The sequence below is a fragment of the Mycolicibacterium austroafricanum genome (assembly GCF_000612725.1).
GTDB classification, from domain to species: domain Bacteria; phylum Actinomycetota; class Actinomycetes; order Mycobacteriales; family Mycobacteriaceae; genus Mycobacterium; species Mycobacterium austroafricanum.
The window spans coordinates 384,502-400,580 of sequence record NZ_HG964456.1; the positions used below are offsets into that span (position 1 = coordinate 384,502).

Here is a 16,079-nt window from a genome sequence, read left to right on the forward strand (position 1 = left end):
CGCTCACCGCAGGGTGACGCCGGCGTCGACCTTGAACTCCAGACCCGTCACGTAGCGGGACTCGTCGGAGACCAGGAACAGCACCGCGTTGCTGACGTCGACGGCCTCGGCCATCTGGATCGGCATCGCGTTGAGGAACAGCGGTCCGAGGTCGGGCCGCTGTTGTGCGATCAGATCGCGCAGCGATTCCGGGCGCATCCCGGTTTCCACCCCGGTCGGATGCACGGTGTTGACCCGCACGCTCTGGGCGGCAACCTCATTGGCCAGCGCCTTGCTCATGCCGACCACGCCGTGTTTGGACGCCGTGTAGGGCGTGTGCAGCGGCGTGCCCTTGATCCCGGCCGCCGAGCTGATGTTGACCAGGCTGCCGCCGCGGTCGACCAGGTGCGGCAGCGCCGCGGCGCAGGTGTTCCAGGTCCCGATCAGGTTGACGTCGACGACCGTTCGCCACTGTTCGGCGGTGGTGGTGTCCCAGGTTCCCGCGGTCAGCACTCCGGCGTTGGCCACCGCGGCGTCCAGGCCGCCCAGCCGGGCGACACCGTCGTCGACGGCGGTCGCCAGCGCGGCGCCGTCGCGCACGTCGACGACGTGCGTCACCGCTCGCCTGCCGATATCTTCGACCAGCCTTGCGGTTTCGGCCAGATCGTCGGGGGAGGCGAGCGGGTACTCGATCTCGGGCAACGACTCGCAGATGTCGACGAGGATCAGGTCGGCGCCTTCCCCGGCCAAGCGGACGGCGTGACTGCGGCCCATCCCGCGGGCGGCGCCGGTGATCAGTACCCGCTTGCCCGCGACGCGCCCGGCGCTCATAGCTTGTTGCAGAAGCCGGCGTCGACCGGGAACGTGACCCCGGTGACGTATCTGGCGGCGTCGGAGACCAGGTAGGCGACCGCGGCGCTGATGTCCTCGGGTTCCAGCAGGTCGACCGGCATCGGGTTCTGCAGGTGTGGACCACCGTCGGGATAGTGCTCGAGGAACTCGGTCATGGCGGGATTGACGGCCATCATCGTGTTGACCGCGGTGGGATGCACGGTGTTGACCCGGATACTGTGCGGGGCAAGCGCATTGGCCAGGGCCCGCATCAGCCCGACAATGCCGTGCTTGGAGGCGGCGTAGCCCAGCCCCCCGCCCTGCATGCCGCCGAAGCCGCGCAGGCCGGCCGTCGAGCTGGTGAATACCATCGACCCACCCCGCCCGCCGGCGATCAGGTGGGGGATCGCGGCCTTGGCGGTGTGGAACGTCCCGACGAGGTTCACGTCGAGCACGTCGGTCCACATCTCGAGGTCCTCGGCGTCGGTGAGCTCGCGGAACGACATCGCGGCGATCCCGGCGTTCGCGCACACGATGTCGAGGCGGCCGAAGTGCTCGACCCCGGCGTCGAGTGCACCCTTGACCGCCGAGAAGTCACGCACGTCGGCGACCGAACCGAGCATCTTGGCGCCCTGTGCCTCCACCAGGGCGACGGTCTCCTCCAGCTCCGCGGGCGTGGCCATCGGATAGCCGTTCGATGCGATGTCGGAACAGATGTCGACACCGATGATGTCGGCGCCGTCGGCGGCCAGGCGCACCGCGTGACTGCGGCCCTGTCCGCGCGCGACCCCGGTGATGAACGCGACCCTGCCGTCGAGAGAACCCATGAAACCTCACTGTCTGAGTAACTGCGTTACTCCGGTACAGTAACGGCGTTACTCACGAGCGGCAAGGACATTCGAGAAATGGGTGCAGAGGATCCGATCCTGACCGTGGTCGTCGACCTCTTGGAGAACGAGGGCTACGACGCGGTACAGCTGCGCGAGGTCGCCCGCCGTTCCCGCACCTCGCTGACCACCATCTACAAGCGGTACTCGAATCGCGACGAGCTGATTCTCGCCGCGCTCGAGGCCTGGACCGACACCCACCGGTACGCCGCGGTGGTCGAGCAGCGGCGCGAGCCCGGCGAGACGCTGCACGACGCGTTGATGAGGCTGTTCCGTGTGCTCTTCGAGCCGTGGGAGCGTCATCCTGCGATGCTGGCCGCCTACTTCCGCGCGCGCACCGGCCCGAGCGGAAAGCGGCTGCTGCGAAGGGGTCTCGACGTCGTGGTGCCCGCGGCCCTCGACGTGCTCGCGGGCGTGGACGAAGAGTTCATCGCCGACATGGACACCGTCATCGCCAATGTCATCTACGGCCTGCTCGGGCGGTTCGCCGCGGGTGAGATCACGATCACCGACATCCTGCCCGCGATCGACCGCACCGTGTATCGGCTGACCGCCGGTTATGCCCTGGAAGCTGCAGGGGATGGCGTCCGCCGCGGCTGAGCAGCGGGCGTCGGATTGTCCGCGATTCATGAATGGTATGTCCTGGAAAATCACGTGGACCGCAACGGTCTGAATGCCGTTCAATGCCAGTCATGGCGACAGATCAGGCGCGCACCGGTGCCCTCATGGCTGTGGGGTCGATGGTGTGCGTACAGCTCGGGCTGGCGATCGCCGTCACGTTGATCGAGGACATCGGGGTCGAAGGCGCCGCGTGGTTGCGATTGGCGTGGGCGGGCATCCTGTTCCTGGTCATTGTCCGCCCACGCCGGAAAGCGTTCACCCGCAACAGCTTTCTGATGTGTGTGCTGCTCGGTGTGGTCACCGCCGCAATCACCTTGCTGTTCATGGCCGCCTTGGCCCGCATCCCGCTCGGCACCGCGAGCGCGCTGGAGTTCCTCGGCCCGCTCGGGGTGGCGGTGGCCCGCGGCCGCGGGCAGGGCCGGTGGATATGGCCCGGCCTCGCCGCCGTCGGCGTGCTGTCGCTGACCCAGCCGTGGAGCGCAGCGGTGGACCCGGTCGGAGTCGGGTACGCGCTGTGCGCGGCGGCCTGCTGGGCGGGCTACATCCTGCTCACCCAGAAGGTGGGCGACGAGGTCGCCGGGATCAACGGGCTGGCGGTGTCGATGCCCGTCGCGGGACTGGTGGCCACCGTGACCGTCGGCCCCGCGGTCATCGAGAGGATGACCCCGCAGATACTGCTGATCGGCATCGGTCTGGCGATCCTGCTCCCGGTGGTGCCGTTCGCGTTGGAGCTGCTGGCCCTGCGCCGGCTCACCGCGGCGGCGTTCGGCACCCTGATGGCTCTGGAGCCCGCCTTCGCGATGCTTCTCGGATTCCTGATCCTGAACCAGGCGCCCGGCGCCGCCGGGGTGATCGGCATCCTGTTCGTGGTGGCGGCGGGGGTTGGCGCCGCCAGGTCGGGCGCCCGCGCTGCCCCGGTGCCCCTCGAAGTGGGCTGAGCCCGGTTAGCGTGGACGGCATGGGCAGAGGCATCTTCGACACGCCCCTGGTGGGGATGTTCAACGCCGGCGCGGAACGTCTGATCGACGCACCCGTCGTCGGACCGCTGATCCGCCGCAGCACGGTGGTGATCCGGTACACCGGTAGACGGTCCGGTCAGACGTTCCAGACTCCGGTGAGTTACCGGAAATCGGGTGAGGTCATCGCCATCCGGGTGATGACGCCGGACAAGAAGACGTGGTGGCGCAACTTCACCGGCGACGGGGGACCCATCACGCTGATGAACTTCGACGGTGCCGACCGCACCGGACACGCCGTCGCGGAACGGGACGAGCGCGGCCGGGTCACCGTGACCGTCACGCTCGACGCCTGACCGCGACCGGTCAGCCCGCGAACCTCTTGCGGCGGTAGAGGGTACTTACCGCCAACAGGACCAGGCTCACCACGAGGATCGCCGTCGCCAGCACGTTGATCTGTGGCGGCACCGCGGCCTTCACCGCCGCGTTGACGTAGAGCGGATACGTGACCTCCGCCCCGCTGACGAAGTAGGTGATGATGAAGTCGTCCAGCGACAGCGCGAACGACAGCATCGCCGCCGCCACGATGCCGGGCACGATCAGCGGCAGCGTCACCTTGAAGAACGTGCGGGCCGGGCCGGCGCCCAGATCCAGCGACGCGTCCTCCAGCGTCCAGTCGAACCCGCGCACCCGGGCGCGGACCGTCATCGCGATGAAGCTGACCTCGAAAGCGATGTGCGACAACAGGATCGTCGTATAACCGGCGGGCCAGCTGAGGTCAAGGAAGAGCGTCAGCAGCGCCGCACCCATCACCACCTCGGGCGCCGTCAGCGGAATCACCAGGAAGGTGTCGACCGCGCGCTGCCCACGCCAGCGCTGACGCACCAGCGCGATCGCCACCAGGGTGCCCAGCACCAACGCGACCGCCGTCGACACCGCGGCCACGTTGAGGCTGAGCTTTAGCGCCTCGGTCAGCGGCGGGTACTTGAACGGGTCGAGCCAGTTCTCCAGCGTGAAGCCCTGCCAGGTGTAGTTGAACTTGCCCGCGGGTTTGTTGAAGGAGAACAGCACGATGACGAAGATCGGCAGGAACAGGTAGAGCAGCACCAGCCCGGCGACCATCTTCAGCGCCAGGTCGCCCCAATTGGTGCGGCCGCGTACCTTTTTGGGCTTGGGATCGTGTTGGGCGGCGGTGGCGATCGCGGCCCCGGCCTGGGTGGTCATACCAAGTCCTCCGTGCCGAGCGCCCGCGTGTACAGCAACACCCCGATCAGGATCAGCAACATCAAGCCCAGGCTCAGTGCCGCCGCGGCCGGGTAGTCCTTGACGACGAGGAACTGCTTCTGGATGACGTTGCCGATCATCGTGGTCTGCGTACTACCCAGGTAGTCGGCGTTGATGAAATCGCCGACCGCCGGGATGAACACCAGCATGCTGCCGGCGAGCACGCCGGGCATCGACAGCGGCAGGATCACCTTGCCGAACGCCCGGGGCGTCGACGAGTACAGATCCTTGGACGCCTCGATCAGGCGCGGGTCGATCTTCTCCAGGCTGACGTACAGCGGCAGGATCATGAAAATGATCCAGTTGTAGGTCAGGCCACCGATCACCGCCCAACTGGTGGACAGCAGCCGTCCCTCCTCGGGGAGCAGTCCGATGGTGCCCAGCGCGCTGACCACCCAGCCCTCGTCGGCCAGGATCGTCTTCCACGCGATGGTGCGGATCAGGAACGTGACGAAGAACGGCAGGATCACCAGGCCGAGGATCAGGTTCTTGAACCGGCCTGCCTTGAACGCGATGACGTAGGCCAGCGGAAACGCCAGCAGTAGGCACAGCACCGTGGCGGCGAACGCGTAGCCGAACGACCGGAAGATCTGCTCGCGGTAGAGGGTGAACGCTTCGGTGTAGTTGCCGAAGTCCCACGCGAACGTCAACGTCGGCATGAACACCGAACCTGCGGTCTCCGACAGCGACGTGCGCGCCAGCGAGTAGAACGGCACCACGAAGAAGATCGCGAGATACGCGAGCGCCGGCAGGATCATCAGATACGGAGCGACCTTGCTCCGCTGACGACTGCTGGTGGCGACACCTGCCATCGCGTCAGCCGCCGGTGACGGCGGCGTACGCGGTGTTGTACTCCTGCGTCTGCTCGTCGGTGAGTGCGGCCCAGCCCTTGGACTTCGCCAGGACGTCGGCGGGCGGGTTGATCAGTGGGTTGGCCGCAGCGGCCGGATCGATCTTCTCCAGTTCCTCGGTCATGTCCGACAGCACCGGAACGTACTGGACGTACGACACCAGCTTCGCGTAATTGGCCCTGTCGTATACGTAGTTGATCCACGCCTCGGCGGCCTTCTGGTTCTGCGTCGTGTACGGGATCACCATCGTGTCGACGAATGTCGTCGCACCGGACTCCGGAACGATGAACTGCAGATCGGGGTTGTCCGCCTGAAGCTGGACCACGTCACCCGAATACGCCTGTGCCACGGCGACGTTGCCCGCAGCAAGGTCGTCCGCGTAGTCGTTGCCGGTGAACCTGCGGATCTGGCCCTTGTCGTTCTGCTCACGGACCAGATCGACCGCCTTCTGGACCGACTCCATGGAGGGGTTCTCCGGCGAGTTGCCCTGCGAGAGCATGATCATGCCGAGGCCGTCCTGGGCGTCGGAGAACAGGCTGACCCGGCCCTTGAACGCCGGATCCCACAGGTCGTCGATCGTCTTGATGTCGCGGCCGGTGGCGGCGCGGTTGTAGGCAAGGCCGACCAGGCCCGACATGTACGGGGCGCTGAACTTGCGGCCCGGGTCGACGCTGGCCTCGAGCAGGTCCGGACGGATGTTCTTCTTGTTCGGCACACCTTCGTCGCTGATGTCGTTGAGCCAGCCGAGCTGATGCAGCCGCACCGCGAGGAACGACGTCGGAACGGCCAGGTCGGCGCCGATGTCCTGCTTGCGCGACAACGGCTCCTTGACCTTGGCGAACCACTGCTCGTTGTCGTTGAAGTCCTCTTTGTAGTCGACGGTGATGCCGGAGGCGGTCTGGAATGCGGCGACGAAACCGTCGGCCATGTACAACGGCCAGTTCGAGATGCGCAGGGTGCCGCTGGCGGGGCCACTGGCCTCCGAGGTGGTGCTCGACGTTCCACTGTCGGACCCGCACGCCGCCAGGAACGACGAACCGAGGGCCAGGCCCGCGGCGGCTGCGGCGCCGCCACCGATGAACCGGCGGCGGGAGGTCCGGCGCGCGTTCAGTCGGGCCAACAGTTGCGGGTCGATCTCACGGGACATGGCGTGGTGCCTTTCGTCGGCTCCTGGGAGGTGGATGGGGTCGGCAGATCGGGGGATGACTCAGGAATCGTCGAGCATCTCCTCGAGATCCTCCGTGGTGGGTATGTCGGCGCCGGGCAACACCAGCGACGCCTCGGGGGCCCAGCTGACGAACACCTCGTCGCCGGGCCGCAGCAGCGGCAGATCCTGTTCGGGGCCGACGTGGGCGATGACGGTGGAGTCGTCCGGGGCGGCCAGTGACAACCGCACCACCGGACCCTGGAAGGTCAGGTCGGAGACCGTGGCGCGCACGGCGGCGACGTCCCCGGTGGGGGCGTCCATCGAGACCCGGATCCGTTCCGGTCGCACCATCAACGTGGCGTGCCCGCCCGGTTCGATCGTGGTCTCGCCCGGACGTGCCTTCAGTGTCGAACCGAGCACGTCGACCTCGACGAAGTCGCGATTGGCGCGGCCGGTCTGGCGGCCGGCCCACAGGTTGGCCTGCCCGATGAAGCTGGCGACGAACACGGTGGCCGGCCGGTCGTAGATCTCGGTCGGCGTGCCGATCTGCTCGACATTGCCCGCATTCATGACCGCGATGCGGTCACTCATCGTCAGCGCTTCCTCCTGATCGTGGGTCACGTAGATGAACGTGATCCCGACCTCGCGCTGGATGCGCTTGAGCTCGAACTGCATGACGTGGCGCAGCTTGAGGTCCAGCGCGCCCAGCGGCTCGTCGAGCAGCAGCGCGCTCGGGTAGTTGACCAGCGCACGAGCCAGCGCCACCCGCTGCTGCTGGCCGCCGGACAGCTGCGCGGGTTTGCGTTCGGCGAAGTCCGTCAGCCGCACGATTTCCAGCAGTTCGTCGACACGCTTGCGGATCTCGCCTTTGCCCAGCTTCTTGCTGCGCGGCCCGTAGGCGACGTTGTCCCAGACCGTCATGTGCGGGAACAGTGCGTAGTGCTGGAACACCGTGTTGACGTTGCGCTTGTTCGGCGGGGTCCTCGAGACATCCGCACCCTCGAGGCGGATCGCCCCTTCGGTGGGGGTCTCGAAACCCGCGATCATCCGCAGCGTGGTCGTCTTTCCGCATCCGGACGGGCCGAGCATGGAGAAGAACTCTCCCGACGCGATGGAGAAGTCGGCGTCGGCGACGGCGACGTAGTCGCCGAAGCTCTTCGTGACATGGTCGATCTCGATCACCGGACCGCCCTTGGTGCGAGCAGCCGCCGATCCCTGTGCGCCCTCCGCCTGTTCAGCAGCGGTATGTGTGCCGGTCAGTGCAGGTCCTCCTCTGGTACAGCCGTCGTGGCCGTGGATAAACCTTCGCGGATAGAACGGACCTTCGCAAGCGATTCCGCAACGAATTTACATTTCCACAATGGAATCCTTCGTTTGACCCGCCTTCAGGCGAGAGAATCCGCGTGCGGAGCCGCGATCGTGTGATGCGTGACCAAGCCTGGCCGGCAGCGCTGTCGTCGTCGAGTTGAGTCTCGCAGCTCAACGTCACGGTTCGGCACCGTTTACCGCCACGATCCAGCGGGGTAGTCGAACACTCATGGCGACAGTCGATGTTTCCGTGACGTCCGATCTGACTCCCGAACGCGCCTGGGTGCTGGCGTCCGACCTCAAGCGTTTCGACGAGTGGTTGACGATCTTCGGCGGATGGAAGAGCGCAGTGCCCTCGGAGATCGACGTCGACACTCAGGTGGCGTCGCTGATCAAGGTCAAGGGCTTCCGCAACGTCATCCACTGGCGGGTCACCCGCTACGACGAGCCCAAGGAGATCGAGCTGGTCGGCACCGGCCGGGGCGGCGTCTGCATCGCACTGTCACTTCGGGTCGAACCCGCGGAAAGCGGCGGTTCGTCGTTCAGCGTGTGCGCCGACCTGTTCGGCGGGCTGCTGTCCACCCCGGTCGGGCACGTCGTCGCCAAGGTCATCAAAGGCGATGTCTACCGCTCGGTGTGCAACCTCGCCGAGCTGCGCTGACGCCGTCAGGGCGATCTGGACGGGCTCCTCAACGCGGCTCGTACCTCGCCGCTTGATCGTCGCCCGTCAGCCCCACTCGTGGTTCATCGCCTGGGATTCGAGCCGCGCTTCCGCGGATTTCGCCGAGCGTGGATGGGACACGGCGATGAGCGCCATCGCCAGGAACGCCGTCACCGCTCCGCCCAGGAAGATCGCCGTGAAGCTGCTTTCGCTCGGCGCGCCCGCCGCGGTGGTCCGACCGATCAGCACGGCGACCACCGCGGCCGCGGTCGAACTCCCGACGGTGCGGGCGATCGCGTTCATGCTCGTGGCCACGCCGGTCTCGCCCGGCTCGCTGTCGCCGACCACCAGCGCGGGTAACGCACCGTAGCCGAGGCTGATGTAGGCGTTGGCCAGGATGCTGGCCGTGACGACCTGCCACGGCGCCGAATGCGCGAACGCGATGAACAGGAAGCCGGCGATCCCCGCCAGTGCCGCGACCACCAGCACCGGCCTGGCCCCGAACCGGTCGATGAACCGTCCGCTGACCAGCGCGATCAGAAACCCCGCCAACGCACCGGGGAGCAGATACACCACGCTCGCCTCGAGCACGGTCGCGCCGAAGCCGTAACCGGCGGTGTCACGGTCGATCTGGACGAACTGCGTGAGCCCCAGGAAAGCGAAATACAGCCCCATCCCGACGAACACCGTCGCGAGGTTGGTGAACAGCATGGACCGCCGCGCCAGCATCCGCGTCGACACCAGCGGGCGCGCGGCCCGACGCTCCCAGAACCACCACGCGATCAGTACGGCCACCCCACCGCCCGCGCTGCCGACCGTGCGCGGTGAGCCCCAGCCCCAGCTGTCGGCCTGGGTGATGGCCAGCAACACCGATGTCAGCCCCACCGCCAGACCGGCCGCGCCGAGCCAGTCGATGGATCCCGACGCGCTGCGTCTGCGGTCGGGCACCAGGGTGACGACGATCGCGATGACCAGCAGGGTGAACACGGTGGTCAGCCAGAACACCCGGTGATAGCCGGCGTCGCCGTTCATCAGCAGGCCCACCACGACCAGCCCGGTGCCGCCACCGAAGCCGAGCGTTCCGGACAGCACCGCCATCGCCGACACCATCCGCTCGGGGGGTAGTTCTTCGCGCAGAATCGCGATGCAGATCGGGTACAGCGCGAACGACGCGGCCTGCAGGACCCGGGCGACGATCAGCAGAGCCAGCGACGACGTCGCCGCGGCCAGCACCGAACCGGCCAGCACGACCGCGAGCACGCCCAGCAGCACCCGCTTCTTGCGGTACAGGTCGGCGATCCGGCCGATGAGCGGTGTCGCCGCCGCGGCGGCAAGCAGATTGGCGGTGACGGCCCAACTGACCGCCACCATGGAGGCGTCGAGCTGTTCGGCGATCACGCCGAGCACCGGCACCACCGCGGTCTTGCAGGACGGCGACGGTGAGCACGACCACGCTGAGTCCCGCGATGAGCAGACGCGGCCGCCTGACCGGGGCGTCGACCGCAGCGCCGGGGATGCCGGTGCTGGTCTGGGGCACGTCCGCTCCGTTCGTTAGCCGATCTTCATGCCTTGCCGATTATGGCCTTCGGCTCAGCAGTGCGGGCAACCGGTCGAGCGGCAGCCGCGGCGAGCGGTGGCCGTCGCGACCCACCATGTCGGTGTTGACCACCAGCGCGTTGAGGACCGCCTCCTCGACGCACTGCACCACAGCGGCGTACAGGTCGTCCATCCGGCCCCACGGCAGGAACGTGATCGACCCGAGCTCGTCGTCACCGACCGGCCCGAGCGGGAATGTGCTCGCCAGATCGGGGACCTCCGCGGTGGAGAAGGCCAGGAAGATGTCGCCGGAGAAGTGGCTTCCGGTGGTGCCGGTCCTGGCCAACCCCAGCGGAACCCTGCGTGCGAGGGCCTTGCACTGCCCGGGCAGCAGCGGTGCGTCCGTGGCCACGACCGCGATGACGGATCCGGCGCCGGGTGGGGGTGCGGCCGCGAGATCGCGGGCGAACCAGTCACCGTCGAGCGGGTTGTCGTCCATCAGCTGCGGGCCGATGTGGCTGCCCGCAATGGTCAGCTCCGCGCGGGAACCGAAGTTGGCCTGGACGAACGCGGCGACGGTGTACGTGCGCCGCCCGTAGGGAACCAGCCGCGAGGCGGTGCCGTTGCCGCCCTTGAACTCGTAACAATTCATGCCGGTGCCGCCGCCGACCGAGCCTTCGGCGACGGGCCCTGCGGTGGCGGCGTCGAGTGCGGCCTCGACGTGCTCGGGACGGACATGCCCGCCGTTGATGTCGTTGAGGTAGCCGTCCCACGTCTCGGCGCACACCGGCAGCAGCCACTGACGGGCCAGCCGCGGCGCGACTCGATTGGCCCACCGCACCACGCCGGTGTGGCAGGCGCCGACGGCGTGCGTATTCGACAGCACCACAGGCAGGTTGAACGACCCCACCTCGTCGATCCAGGTGGTGCCGGTCATCTCACCGTTGCCGTTGAGCGAATACCAGCCCGCGGCGCAAGGTTGTCCGACACCGGACCGTCCCCGCGGCAGGATCGCGGTCACACCGGTCCGGATCGGCCCCTGCCCGACGATCAGCGGCCCGTCGCCGTCGATCAACGTCGTCACCCCGATCTGCACGCGGGCGACGTCGGTCAGCGCGTTGAGCGGTCCGGGTTGCCCGGAGAACCCGATGCCCGCGCCGCGTGCTCGCGGCCGTCCGTCGGGGGTGTGGGTGGCGAGGTTGGTGGCGGTCACTCGATGAATCATCGTCAGCGCGGCCGGCCTGGTCGAGCCGAAACCGGGCATGGTCGAATAGGTCATGCCACAAACCTCGCCTGGGTCGACGACCGGCGCGCTGACCGGGGAGGTGTTCAGCGGACACCAGCCGTCCGGCGTGGGCGACCTGTCGGTCGAGACGCACGGCATCGCGCCGATCTCCGGTGACCACCGTTACGGCAGTCCCGGTCGGCTGTTCACGGTGTGGTTCGCCCCGCAGGTGAACATGTCGGGCGTGTTCACCGGCACGTTGGCGATCGTGTTGGGTCTCGGCTTCTGGCTGGGCCTGTTGGCGATGGTGATCGGTACCGTGCTCGGCTCACTCGTGGTGGGTTACCTGTCGACGTGGGGGCCGCGCACGGGCACTGGCCAGCTGCCGAACGCACGCATGGCCTTCGGCGGTACCGTCGTCGTTCCTGCTGCGCTGCAATGGCTTTCGTCGATCGCGTGGGACGCGCTGGTCGGCTTGTTCGGTGGCGAGGCGCTGTCGGTGCTGCTCGGCATCCCGTTCTGGGTCGCGGTGTTGATCGTGCTCGGGGTGCAGGGCGTGGTCGGATTCTTCGGCTACGAGTTGATCCACCGCCTGCAGGCGGTGCTGACGGTGGTCCTGTTCGTCACATTCCTGGTGTTCACCGCCAAGCTCGTCGCCGGCCACGAGATCGTGGTGCCCGCCGCGGTTTCCGGGCCGGACCTGGTGGGCGCCTTCGTCCTCGAGGTCACGATCGCCTTCAGCCTGGCCATCTCCTGGGCCACCTACGCCGCCGACTTCAGCCGCTACCTGCCCGCCGACGTGTCACCGGTGCGCGTGTTCGGCTTCAGCACCGCAGGTCTCGCGCTCGGCTACGTCTTCGTCCAGGGGGTGGGTATCGCCGCGGCGGGCGTCGTCGGTGAGCACACGGTCGAGGGCGTCCGGTCGGTGATGGGCGGAGGACTGCTGGGCGGCCTGGCGCTGCTGGTGATCGCCGTCGCCTCCATCGGTTCCGGGGTGATGAACGACTACAGCGGCTCGCTGGCGCTGCAGACCCTCGGAGTCAGGGTGCGCCGCCCGGTGTCGGCGGTGATCGTCACCGTGCTGGCGTTCGCGCTCATCCTGTGGCTGCACGCGGCGGACACCGCGACGCGCTTCACCGATGTGCTGCTGCTGGTCAGCTACTGGATCCCCGCGTTCGTCGCCGTGGTCGTCGTCGACTGGTGGCGGCGCGCCGAGGGACGCCCGACGGTGGACCCGGCCGCCGAGGTGACCGGCCGGCGTGACGCGGTGGTCGCGCTCGTCGTCTTCGTCGTCTCCTACCTCGCGGCCATCCCGTTCATGAACACGTCGCTGATCCAGGGTCCGGTCGCCATGGCCTGGCACGGCGCCGACATCGCCTACTTCGTCAACCTGGCGGTGGCCGCGGTGCTCTACGGCGGCTACCGCCTGATGTCGCGCGATTAGCCGATTCACGGCGGCGGCATCGGGGTACTGATCGTGATGCGAGTGGCGCCGGTGCCGCGCGCAGAGAGGATCAGAATGCGCCCGTCGACCCTCGCGAAAACCGCAGGCGCCGCGTTCGCCACCGCCGCCGCCGGTGGGCTGGCCACCCGATCGGCGGTCGACTCGAAGTGGTACCGGCGGCTGCGCAAGCCCGGCTTCCAGCCGCCCCGGGCCGCGTTCCCCATCGCCTGGAACGTCCTGTACACCGACATCGCCGCGGTGTCGGCGTCGACGATCGACACGCTCAACGACCGCGGCGAGACGGACCGGGCGCGGGCCTACACCCGGGCGCTGGCGCTGAACCTCGCGCTCAACGCCGGCTGGAGCTGGGTTTTCTTCAACCGGCGCATGCTGGGTCCGGCGGCCGTCGTCGCCGCCGGGCTGACCGTAAGCAGTGCCGACCTCGCTCGCCGCGCCGGGCAGGTCAACGCCCCGGCGGGAGCCGCCTTGGCGGCCTACCCCCTGTGGTGTGTGTTCGCGACGGCGCTGTCCACCCGCATCTGGCAGCTGAATCGCTGACCCCGACACCCCGGTGCGGACCCCCGGGTGACCGCGGGGTCTACTGAAAGCGTGCAGCAGACAACCGAACCCACCGCAGCGGCGCACTTCGTGACGGCCGGCGGGGGATTCACGCCGACCCGGTACGCGCAGAGCCACTGGGGTGCCGACCACCTCAACGGGCCCGCGGTCGTCGGGTTGGTAGCCCGTGGTCTCGAAAAGGAATGCGGATCAACCGAATTCCATCCCACCCGGCTCACGGTCGACCTGTTTCGGGCGGCCCGCAATGCCCTGACGACGCTCGAGATCAGGGTGGTGCGCGACGGCCGCAGGGTGCGCAGCGCCGAATGCGACGTCATCCAGGACGAGCGCGTGGTGGCTCGCGCGACACTGATCCAGTACCGGCCGTCCTCGGCTCCACCGGGTGATCTGTGGCAGTCGGGCGCGACGTTCCCGGCGCATCCGGATCCGGACGGATCCGTCAAGCCGTTCGTGGGCAGCGACGAGACCGGTTGGACGCGTTCGCCGGCCGAGCACCAGAACACGTCGCGGAAGCGGTTCTTCAACGACGGCATCGCCGTGGTGGCCGGTGAGGACAACTCGCCCTTCGTGCGGGCGGCGATGGTGGCGGAGGCGACGAGCCTCGTCACCAATTTGGGCACCGCGGGGGTCGGCTACATCAACGGCGACCTGACGGTGGCGTTGTCGCGACTACCCGTCGACGACTGGGTCGGTATCCAGGCCGATTCCCACCACGCTGCCGCCGGTCTGGCTGTCGGCGCCGCGACGCTGTTCGACAGTCTTGGCCCCTTCGGCACCGGTCTAACCACGGCGATCGCCAATCCTGCCGCTCAGATCGACTTCTCCACAAGGAATTTCAATCCGGGCGACATCAACTACGAGTGACCGGCCACCGAGTCGGCTTACAGGCCGATCCGCTCACAGGCCTCATCGAACTCCTCGAACGCCAGCTTGTCGCCCTTGCCTTCGGCCAGCGCACGTTGGTAGATAGGGAGGATCTCGTGCTGTGCCCGGGCGAACCGGACGTCCCAGGCCTCCGAGTCCCGGCGCCAGTACCCGGTGATGTCGTACTGGTCGATGGTCCAACCCAGGCTGCGCACATACTTGCGGACCGCGCGCGATTCTGCGGCCTCGCCGGCGAACCAGCAGTAGCCCCGGCCCGTGGGCAGGTCCAGGTTCTGCACCGAGCTCGCGAGTGTGCTTGGGGCGTAGCCGTTTCCCGTGCCGACGCGGGGTATCACGGTGACACCGGACCGTTGTGGAAGGTAGCCGAGGTCTTCGTCAGCGGCGATTTCGATGAGCAGGATCGCCACGGTGTCCTCGGGCAATTCCTCCAGAATGCGCGCCGCGGCCGGCATCCCGGACAGGTCGCTGACCAGCAATTGCCACTCGGTTCCTGCGCTGGGCCGATACCAAGACCTGGCGTGGTCAAGGCCTACGCGGTCTCCGGGGGCCGCGGTCGACGCCCACCGTGTGCCGGGGCCGTGGGTGTGCAGCATGACGTCGATCGTGATGTGCGCGCCGTCGCGACGGCGAATCGAGTAACTGCGGCAACCGGATTCGGGATGCACGCATCCGTCGGTTCCGAAGTAGACGCCGACGGTGGAGTCGCCGGCGTGTGCTGTGTCGAGGACAGAGGGTTCGTCGACGTGCAGGACGATGCGTTGCAGACGGCTGCTCAGCGGGAGGGTCTCGACTACGGACGCATACGAGAACGGCATCTAGGGGACTGGACCTAGATGCATCCGCTCACGGAGATGCGCCGTCCGACGTTCGCGCACACCGACACGTTCGGTGGGGGAGGCGGCGGGGGCGGGGGTGGCGCCGCGTAGTAGTCCTCGGGCAGCGGCGCGTACGCCGCCGGTGGTGGCACCCACGGGGCGATCGCGTCGGCGACGTTGCCACACGCGTTCACCGAGACATGGCGCCCGCCGACCGATCCGCAGACATCCGCATCGGCACGCGGCGCTTCGGCCACCGCGGTCAAACCGAGGGTCACAAGGGACAACCCGATCGACGCCATCACCCGCGCGGTCCACATGGTCGCCGATCGTACCGCCGAACCGTACGACGCACAGATACCCGGGACATCGAGGGGAGGTGGGACCGCGCGGGTGAAGCCCCCAGGCCTCTGAATTCTCTTTGGTCACTGTGGTTTCTCTGGTCACATTTCCGGGCGGCGCTGTCGGTGCATCGAACTAGTGTTCGATGTATGGATGTGGTGTCCGAAGCAGTCGCGGCGATCGCTGAGCAGGTGGCGGTGTTGTCGAAGGCTGCCGAGGGGGCGTCTCATCGTGAGTTGATCGGGCTGTTGGCGCAGTTGACACAGGTGTTGCGGTCGGTGCCGACGCTGGAGCATCAGATCCTGGCCCGGCTGACGGCCGAGACCGAACCGCACCGGCTCGGGGAAGGTTCCTGGAAGAAGGTCCTGACCACCTCTCTGCGGGTCTCCGGTGCTGAGGCAGGGCGGCGGCTGTCGCGGGCCAAGACGCTGGGCCCGCGCTGCGCCATGACCGGGGAATTGCTTGCGCCGTTGTGGGAGGCGACCGCCGCCGCCCAGGCCCAGGGTCTGCTCAGCGAGGAGCACGTGGCGGTCATCGCGAAGTTCCACAAAGACCTGCCGGCATGGGTCGACGTCGACACCCGCGCCCATGCGGATCGGCAGCTGGCCCGCAAGGGCGCCGGGGTGGGCCCCGAGGAACTCGACGAGGCAGCGGGGCGGTTGTTGATGATGATCGACCAGGACGGCCCCGAACCCTGCGACAAAGACCTGGCCCGCAAGCGCAGTTTC

The 16,079-nt window shown here is 67.9% G+C and carries 17 protein-coding genes and 1 pseudogene; 8 read left to right on the forward strand and 10 right to left on the reverse strand.

The window, feature by feature from the left end; genetic code table 11:
- Positions 1–3: 3 nt before the first annotated feature.
- Both BN976_RS24380 and BN976_RS24385 read right to left on the reverse strand, forming a co-directional pair.
- Positions 4–810 carry a mycofactocin-coupled SDR family oxidoreductase gene (locus BN976_RS24380; protein ID WP_011780597.1) on the reverse strand — a complete coding sequence of 269 codons (807 nt, stop codon included), beginning with the start codon at positions 808–810 and terminating at the stop codon, positions 4–6.
- Complete coding sequence (locus BN976_RS24385) at positions 807–1,637, reverse strand: mycofactocin-coupled SDR family oxidoreductase (protein ID WP_036374755.1); 831 nt, start codon at positions 1,635–1,637, stop codon at positions 807–809. The genes BN976_RS24380 and BN976_RS24385 overlap by 4 nt, the downstream gene beginning before the upstream one ends.
- A gap of 78 nt (positions 1,638–1,715) precedes the next feature.
- Between BN976_RS24385 and BN976_RS24390 the strand changes: the two genes are divergently transcribed.
- The 3 genes from BN976_RS24390 to BN976_RS24400 all read left to right on the forward strand — a co-directional run bounded on the left by BN976_RS24390 (position 1,716) and on the right by BN976_RS24400 (position 3,630).
- On the forward strand, positions 1,716–2,297 hold the full coding sequence (locus BN976_RS24390) for a TetR/AcrR family transcriptional regulator (protein WP_084182377.1): 582 nt from the start codon (positions 1,716–1,718) through the stop codon (positions 2,295–2,297).
- 92 nt (positions 2,298–2,389) lie between these two features.
- Positions 2,390–3,256, forward strand: coding sequence for an EamA family transporter (locus BN976_RS24395; RefSeq protein WP_036374761.1), 867 nt, complete (start codon positions 2,390–2,392; stop codon positions 3,254–3,256).
- A 20-nt stretch (positions 3,257–3,276) separates the two neighbouring features.
- On the forward strand, positions 3,277–3,630 hold the full coding sequence (locus BN976_RS24400) for a hypothetical protein (RefSeq protein ID WP_049778233.1): 354 nt from the start codon (positions 3,277–3,279) through the stop codon (positions 3,628–3,630).
- 10 nt (positions 3,631–3,640) lie between these two features.
- Here BN976_RS24400 and BN976_RS24405 read toward each other — a convergent pair whose 3' ends face one another.
- The 4 genes from BN976_RS24405 to BN976_RS24420 are packed head-to-tail and all read right to left on the reverse strand — an operon-like array spanning position 3,641 to position 7,738.
- On the reverse strand, positions 3,641–4,498 hold the full coding sequence (locus tag BN976_RS24405) for an ABC transporter permease (RefSeq protein ID WP_011780592.1): 858 nt from the start codon (positions 4,496–4,498) through the stop codon (positions 3,641–3,643).
- Positions 4,495–5,370 (reverse strand): ABC transporter permease, encoded by an 876-nt coding sequence (locus BN976_RS24410; protein ID WP_036374763.1) that lies wholly within the window; start codon positions 5,368–5,370, stop codon positions 4,495–4,497. Before BN976_RS24410 ends, BN976_RS24405 begins: the two co-directional genes overlap by 4 nt.
- A gap of 4 nt (positions 5,371–5,374) precedes the next feature.
- Positions 5,375–6,556 carry a polyamine ABC transporter substrate-binding protein gene (locus BN976_RS24415; RefSeq protein ID WP_011780590.1) on the reverse strand — a complete coding sequence of 394 codons (1,182 nt, stop codon included), beginning with the start codon at positions 6,554–6,556 and terminating at the stop codon, positions 5,375–5,377.
- Positions 6,557–6,616: 60 nt separating this feature from the next.
- A complete protein-coding gene (locus BN976_RS24420) occupies positions 6,617–7,738 on the reverse strand; it encodes an ABC transporter ATP-binding protein (RefSeq protein ID WP_036374765.1) in 1,122 nt (373 codons plus the stop codon).
- 355 nt (positions 7,739–8,093) lie between these two features.
- Here BN976_RS24420 and BN976_RS24425 point away from each other — a divergent pair, with 355 nt between their 5' ends.
- Positions 8,094–8,525 carry a type II toxin-antitoxin system Rv0910 family toxin gene (locus BN976_RS24425; protein WP_011780588.1) on the forward strand — a complete coding sequence of 144 codons (432 nt, stop codon included), beginning with the start codon at positions 8,094–8,096 and terminating at the stop codon, positions 8,523–8,525.
- A 66-nt stretch (positions 8,526–8,591) separates the two neighbouring features.
- On the opposite strand, the pseudogene BN976_RS24430 reads toward BN976_RS24425, so the two are convergent.
- A pseudogene (locus tag BN976_RS24430) lies at positions 8,592–10,062 on the reverse strand (MFS transporter).
- Positions 10,063–10,101: 39 nt separating this feature from the next.
- Positions 10,102–11,286, reverse strand: a complete 1,185-nt coding sequence (locus BN976_RS24435) for a DmpA family aminopeptidase (protein ID WP_036374992.1) — start codon at positions 11,284–11,286, stop codon at positions 10,102–10,104.
- Between the two features lie 52 nt (positions 11,287–11,338).
- On the opposite strand from BN976_RS24435, the gene BN976_RS24440 reads away from it, so the two are divergent.
- From BN976_RS24440 to BN976_RS24450, 3 genes are all read left to right on the forward strand, one after another.
- A complete protein-coding gene (locus tag BN976_RS24440; RefSeq protein WP_011780585.1) occupies positions 11,339–12,730 on the forward strand; it encodes a purine-cytosine permease family protein in 1,392 nt (463 codons plus the stop codon).
- 75 nt (positions 12,731–12,805) lie between these two features.
- A complete protein-coding gene (locus tag BN976_RS24445; protein WP_036374998.1) occupies positions 12,806–13,288 on the forward strand; it encodes a TspO/MBR family protein in 483 nt (160 codons plus the stop codon).
- A 51-nt stretch (positions 13,289–13,339) separates the two neighbouring features.
- Positions 13,340–14,173: an acyl-CoA thioesterase domain-containing protein gene (locus BN976_RS24450; RefSeq protein WP_011780583.1), complete on the forward strand. Its 834-nt coding sequence runs from the start codon at positions 13,340–13,342 to the stop codon at positions 14,171–14,173.
- Positions 14,174–14,190: 17 nt separating this feature from the next.
- On the opposite strand, the gene BN976_RS24455 is transcribed toward BN976_RS24450, so the two are convergent.
- Positions 14,191–15,009 (reverse strand): siderophore-interacting protein, encoded by an 819-nt coding sequence (locus tag BN976_RS24455; protein ID WP_036374767.1) that lies wholly within the window; start codon positions 15,007–15,009, stop codon positions 14,191–14,193.
- 14 nt (positions 15,010–15,023) lie between these two features.
- Positions 15,024–15,329: a hypothetical protein gene (locus BN976_RS24460; RefSeq protein ID WP_036374769.1), complete on the reverse strand. Its 306-nt coding sequence runs from the start codon at positions 15,327–15,329 to the stop codon at positions 15,024–15,026.
- A 171-nt stretch (positions 15,330–15,500) separates the two neighbouring features.
- Here BN976_RS24460 and BN976_RS24465 point away from each other — a divergent pair.
- Positions 15,501–16,079, forward strand: a 579-nt coding sequence (locus BN976_RS24465) for a DUF222 domain-containing protein (protein WP_122973970.1), incomplete at its 3' end; no start/stop codon positions are given.

Bases quoted from the DNA above. Each gene is read 5' to 3' on its own strand.
- BN976_RS24380 (WP_011780597.1), bottom strand. From the start codon at position 810: ATGAGCGCCGGGCGCGTCGCGGGCAAGCGGGTACTGATCACCGGCGCC.
- BN976_RS24385 (WP_036374755.1), bottom strand. From the start codon at position 1,637: ATGGGTTCTCTCGACGGCAGGGTCGCGTTCATCACCGGGGTCGCGCGC.
- BN976_RS24390 (WP_084182377.1), top strand. From the start codon at position 1,716: ATGGGTGCAGAGGATCCGATCCTGACCGTGGTCGTCGACCTCTTGGAG.
- BN976_RS24395 (WP_036374761.1), top strand. From the start codon at position 2,390: ATGGCGACAGATCAGGCGCGCACCGGTGCCCTCATGGCTGTGGGGTCG.
- BN976_RS24400 (WP_049778233.1), top strand. From the start codon at position 3,277: ATGGGCAGAGGCATCTTCGACACGCCCCTGGTGGGGATGTTCAACGCC.
- BN976_RS24405 (WP_011780592.1), bottom strand. From the start codon at position 4,498: ATGACCACCCAGGCCGGGGCCGCGATCGCCACCGCCGCCCAACACGAT.
- BN976_RS24410 (WP_036374763.1), bottom strand. From the start codon at position 5,370: ATGGCAGGTGTCGCCACCAGCAGTCGTCAGCGGAGCAAGGTCGCTCCG.
- BN976_RS24415 (WP_011780590.1), bottom strand. From the start codon at position 6,556: ATGTCCCGTGAGATCGACCCGCAACTGTTGGCCCGACTGAACGCGCGC.
- BN976_RS24425 (WP_011780588.1), top strand. From the start codon at position 8,094: ATGGCGACAGTCGATGTTTCCGTGACGTCCGATCTGACTCCCGAACGC.
- BN976_RS24435 (WP_036374992.1), bottom strand. From the start codon at position 11,286: ATGATTCATCGAGTGACCGCCACCAACCTCGCCACCCACACCCCCGAC.
- BN976_RS24440 (WP_011780585.1), top strand. From the start codon at position 11,339: ATGCCACAAACCTCGCCTGGGTCGACGACCGGCGCGCTGACCGGGGAG.
- BN976_RS24445 (WP_036374998.1), top strand. From the start codon at position 12,806: ATGCGCCCGTCGACCCTCGCGAAAACCGCAGGCGCCGCGTTCGCCACC.
- BN976_RS24455 (WP_036374767.1), bottom strand. From the start codon at position 15,009: ATGCCGTTCTCGTATGCGTCCGTAGTCGAGACCCTCCCGCTGAGCAGC.
- BN976_RS24460 (WP_036374769.1), bottom strand. From the start codon at position 15,329: ATGTGGACCGCGCGGGTGATGGCGTCGATCGGGTTGTCCCTTGTGACC.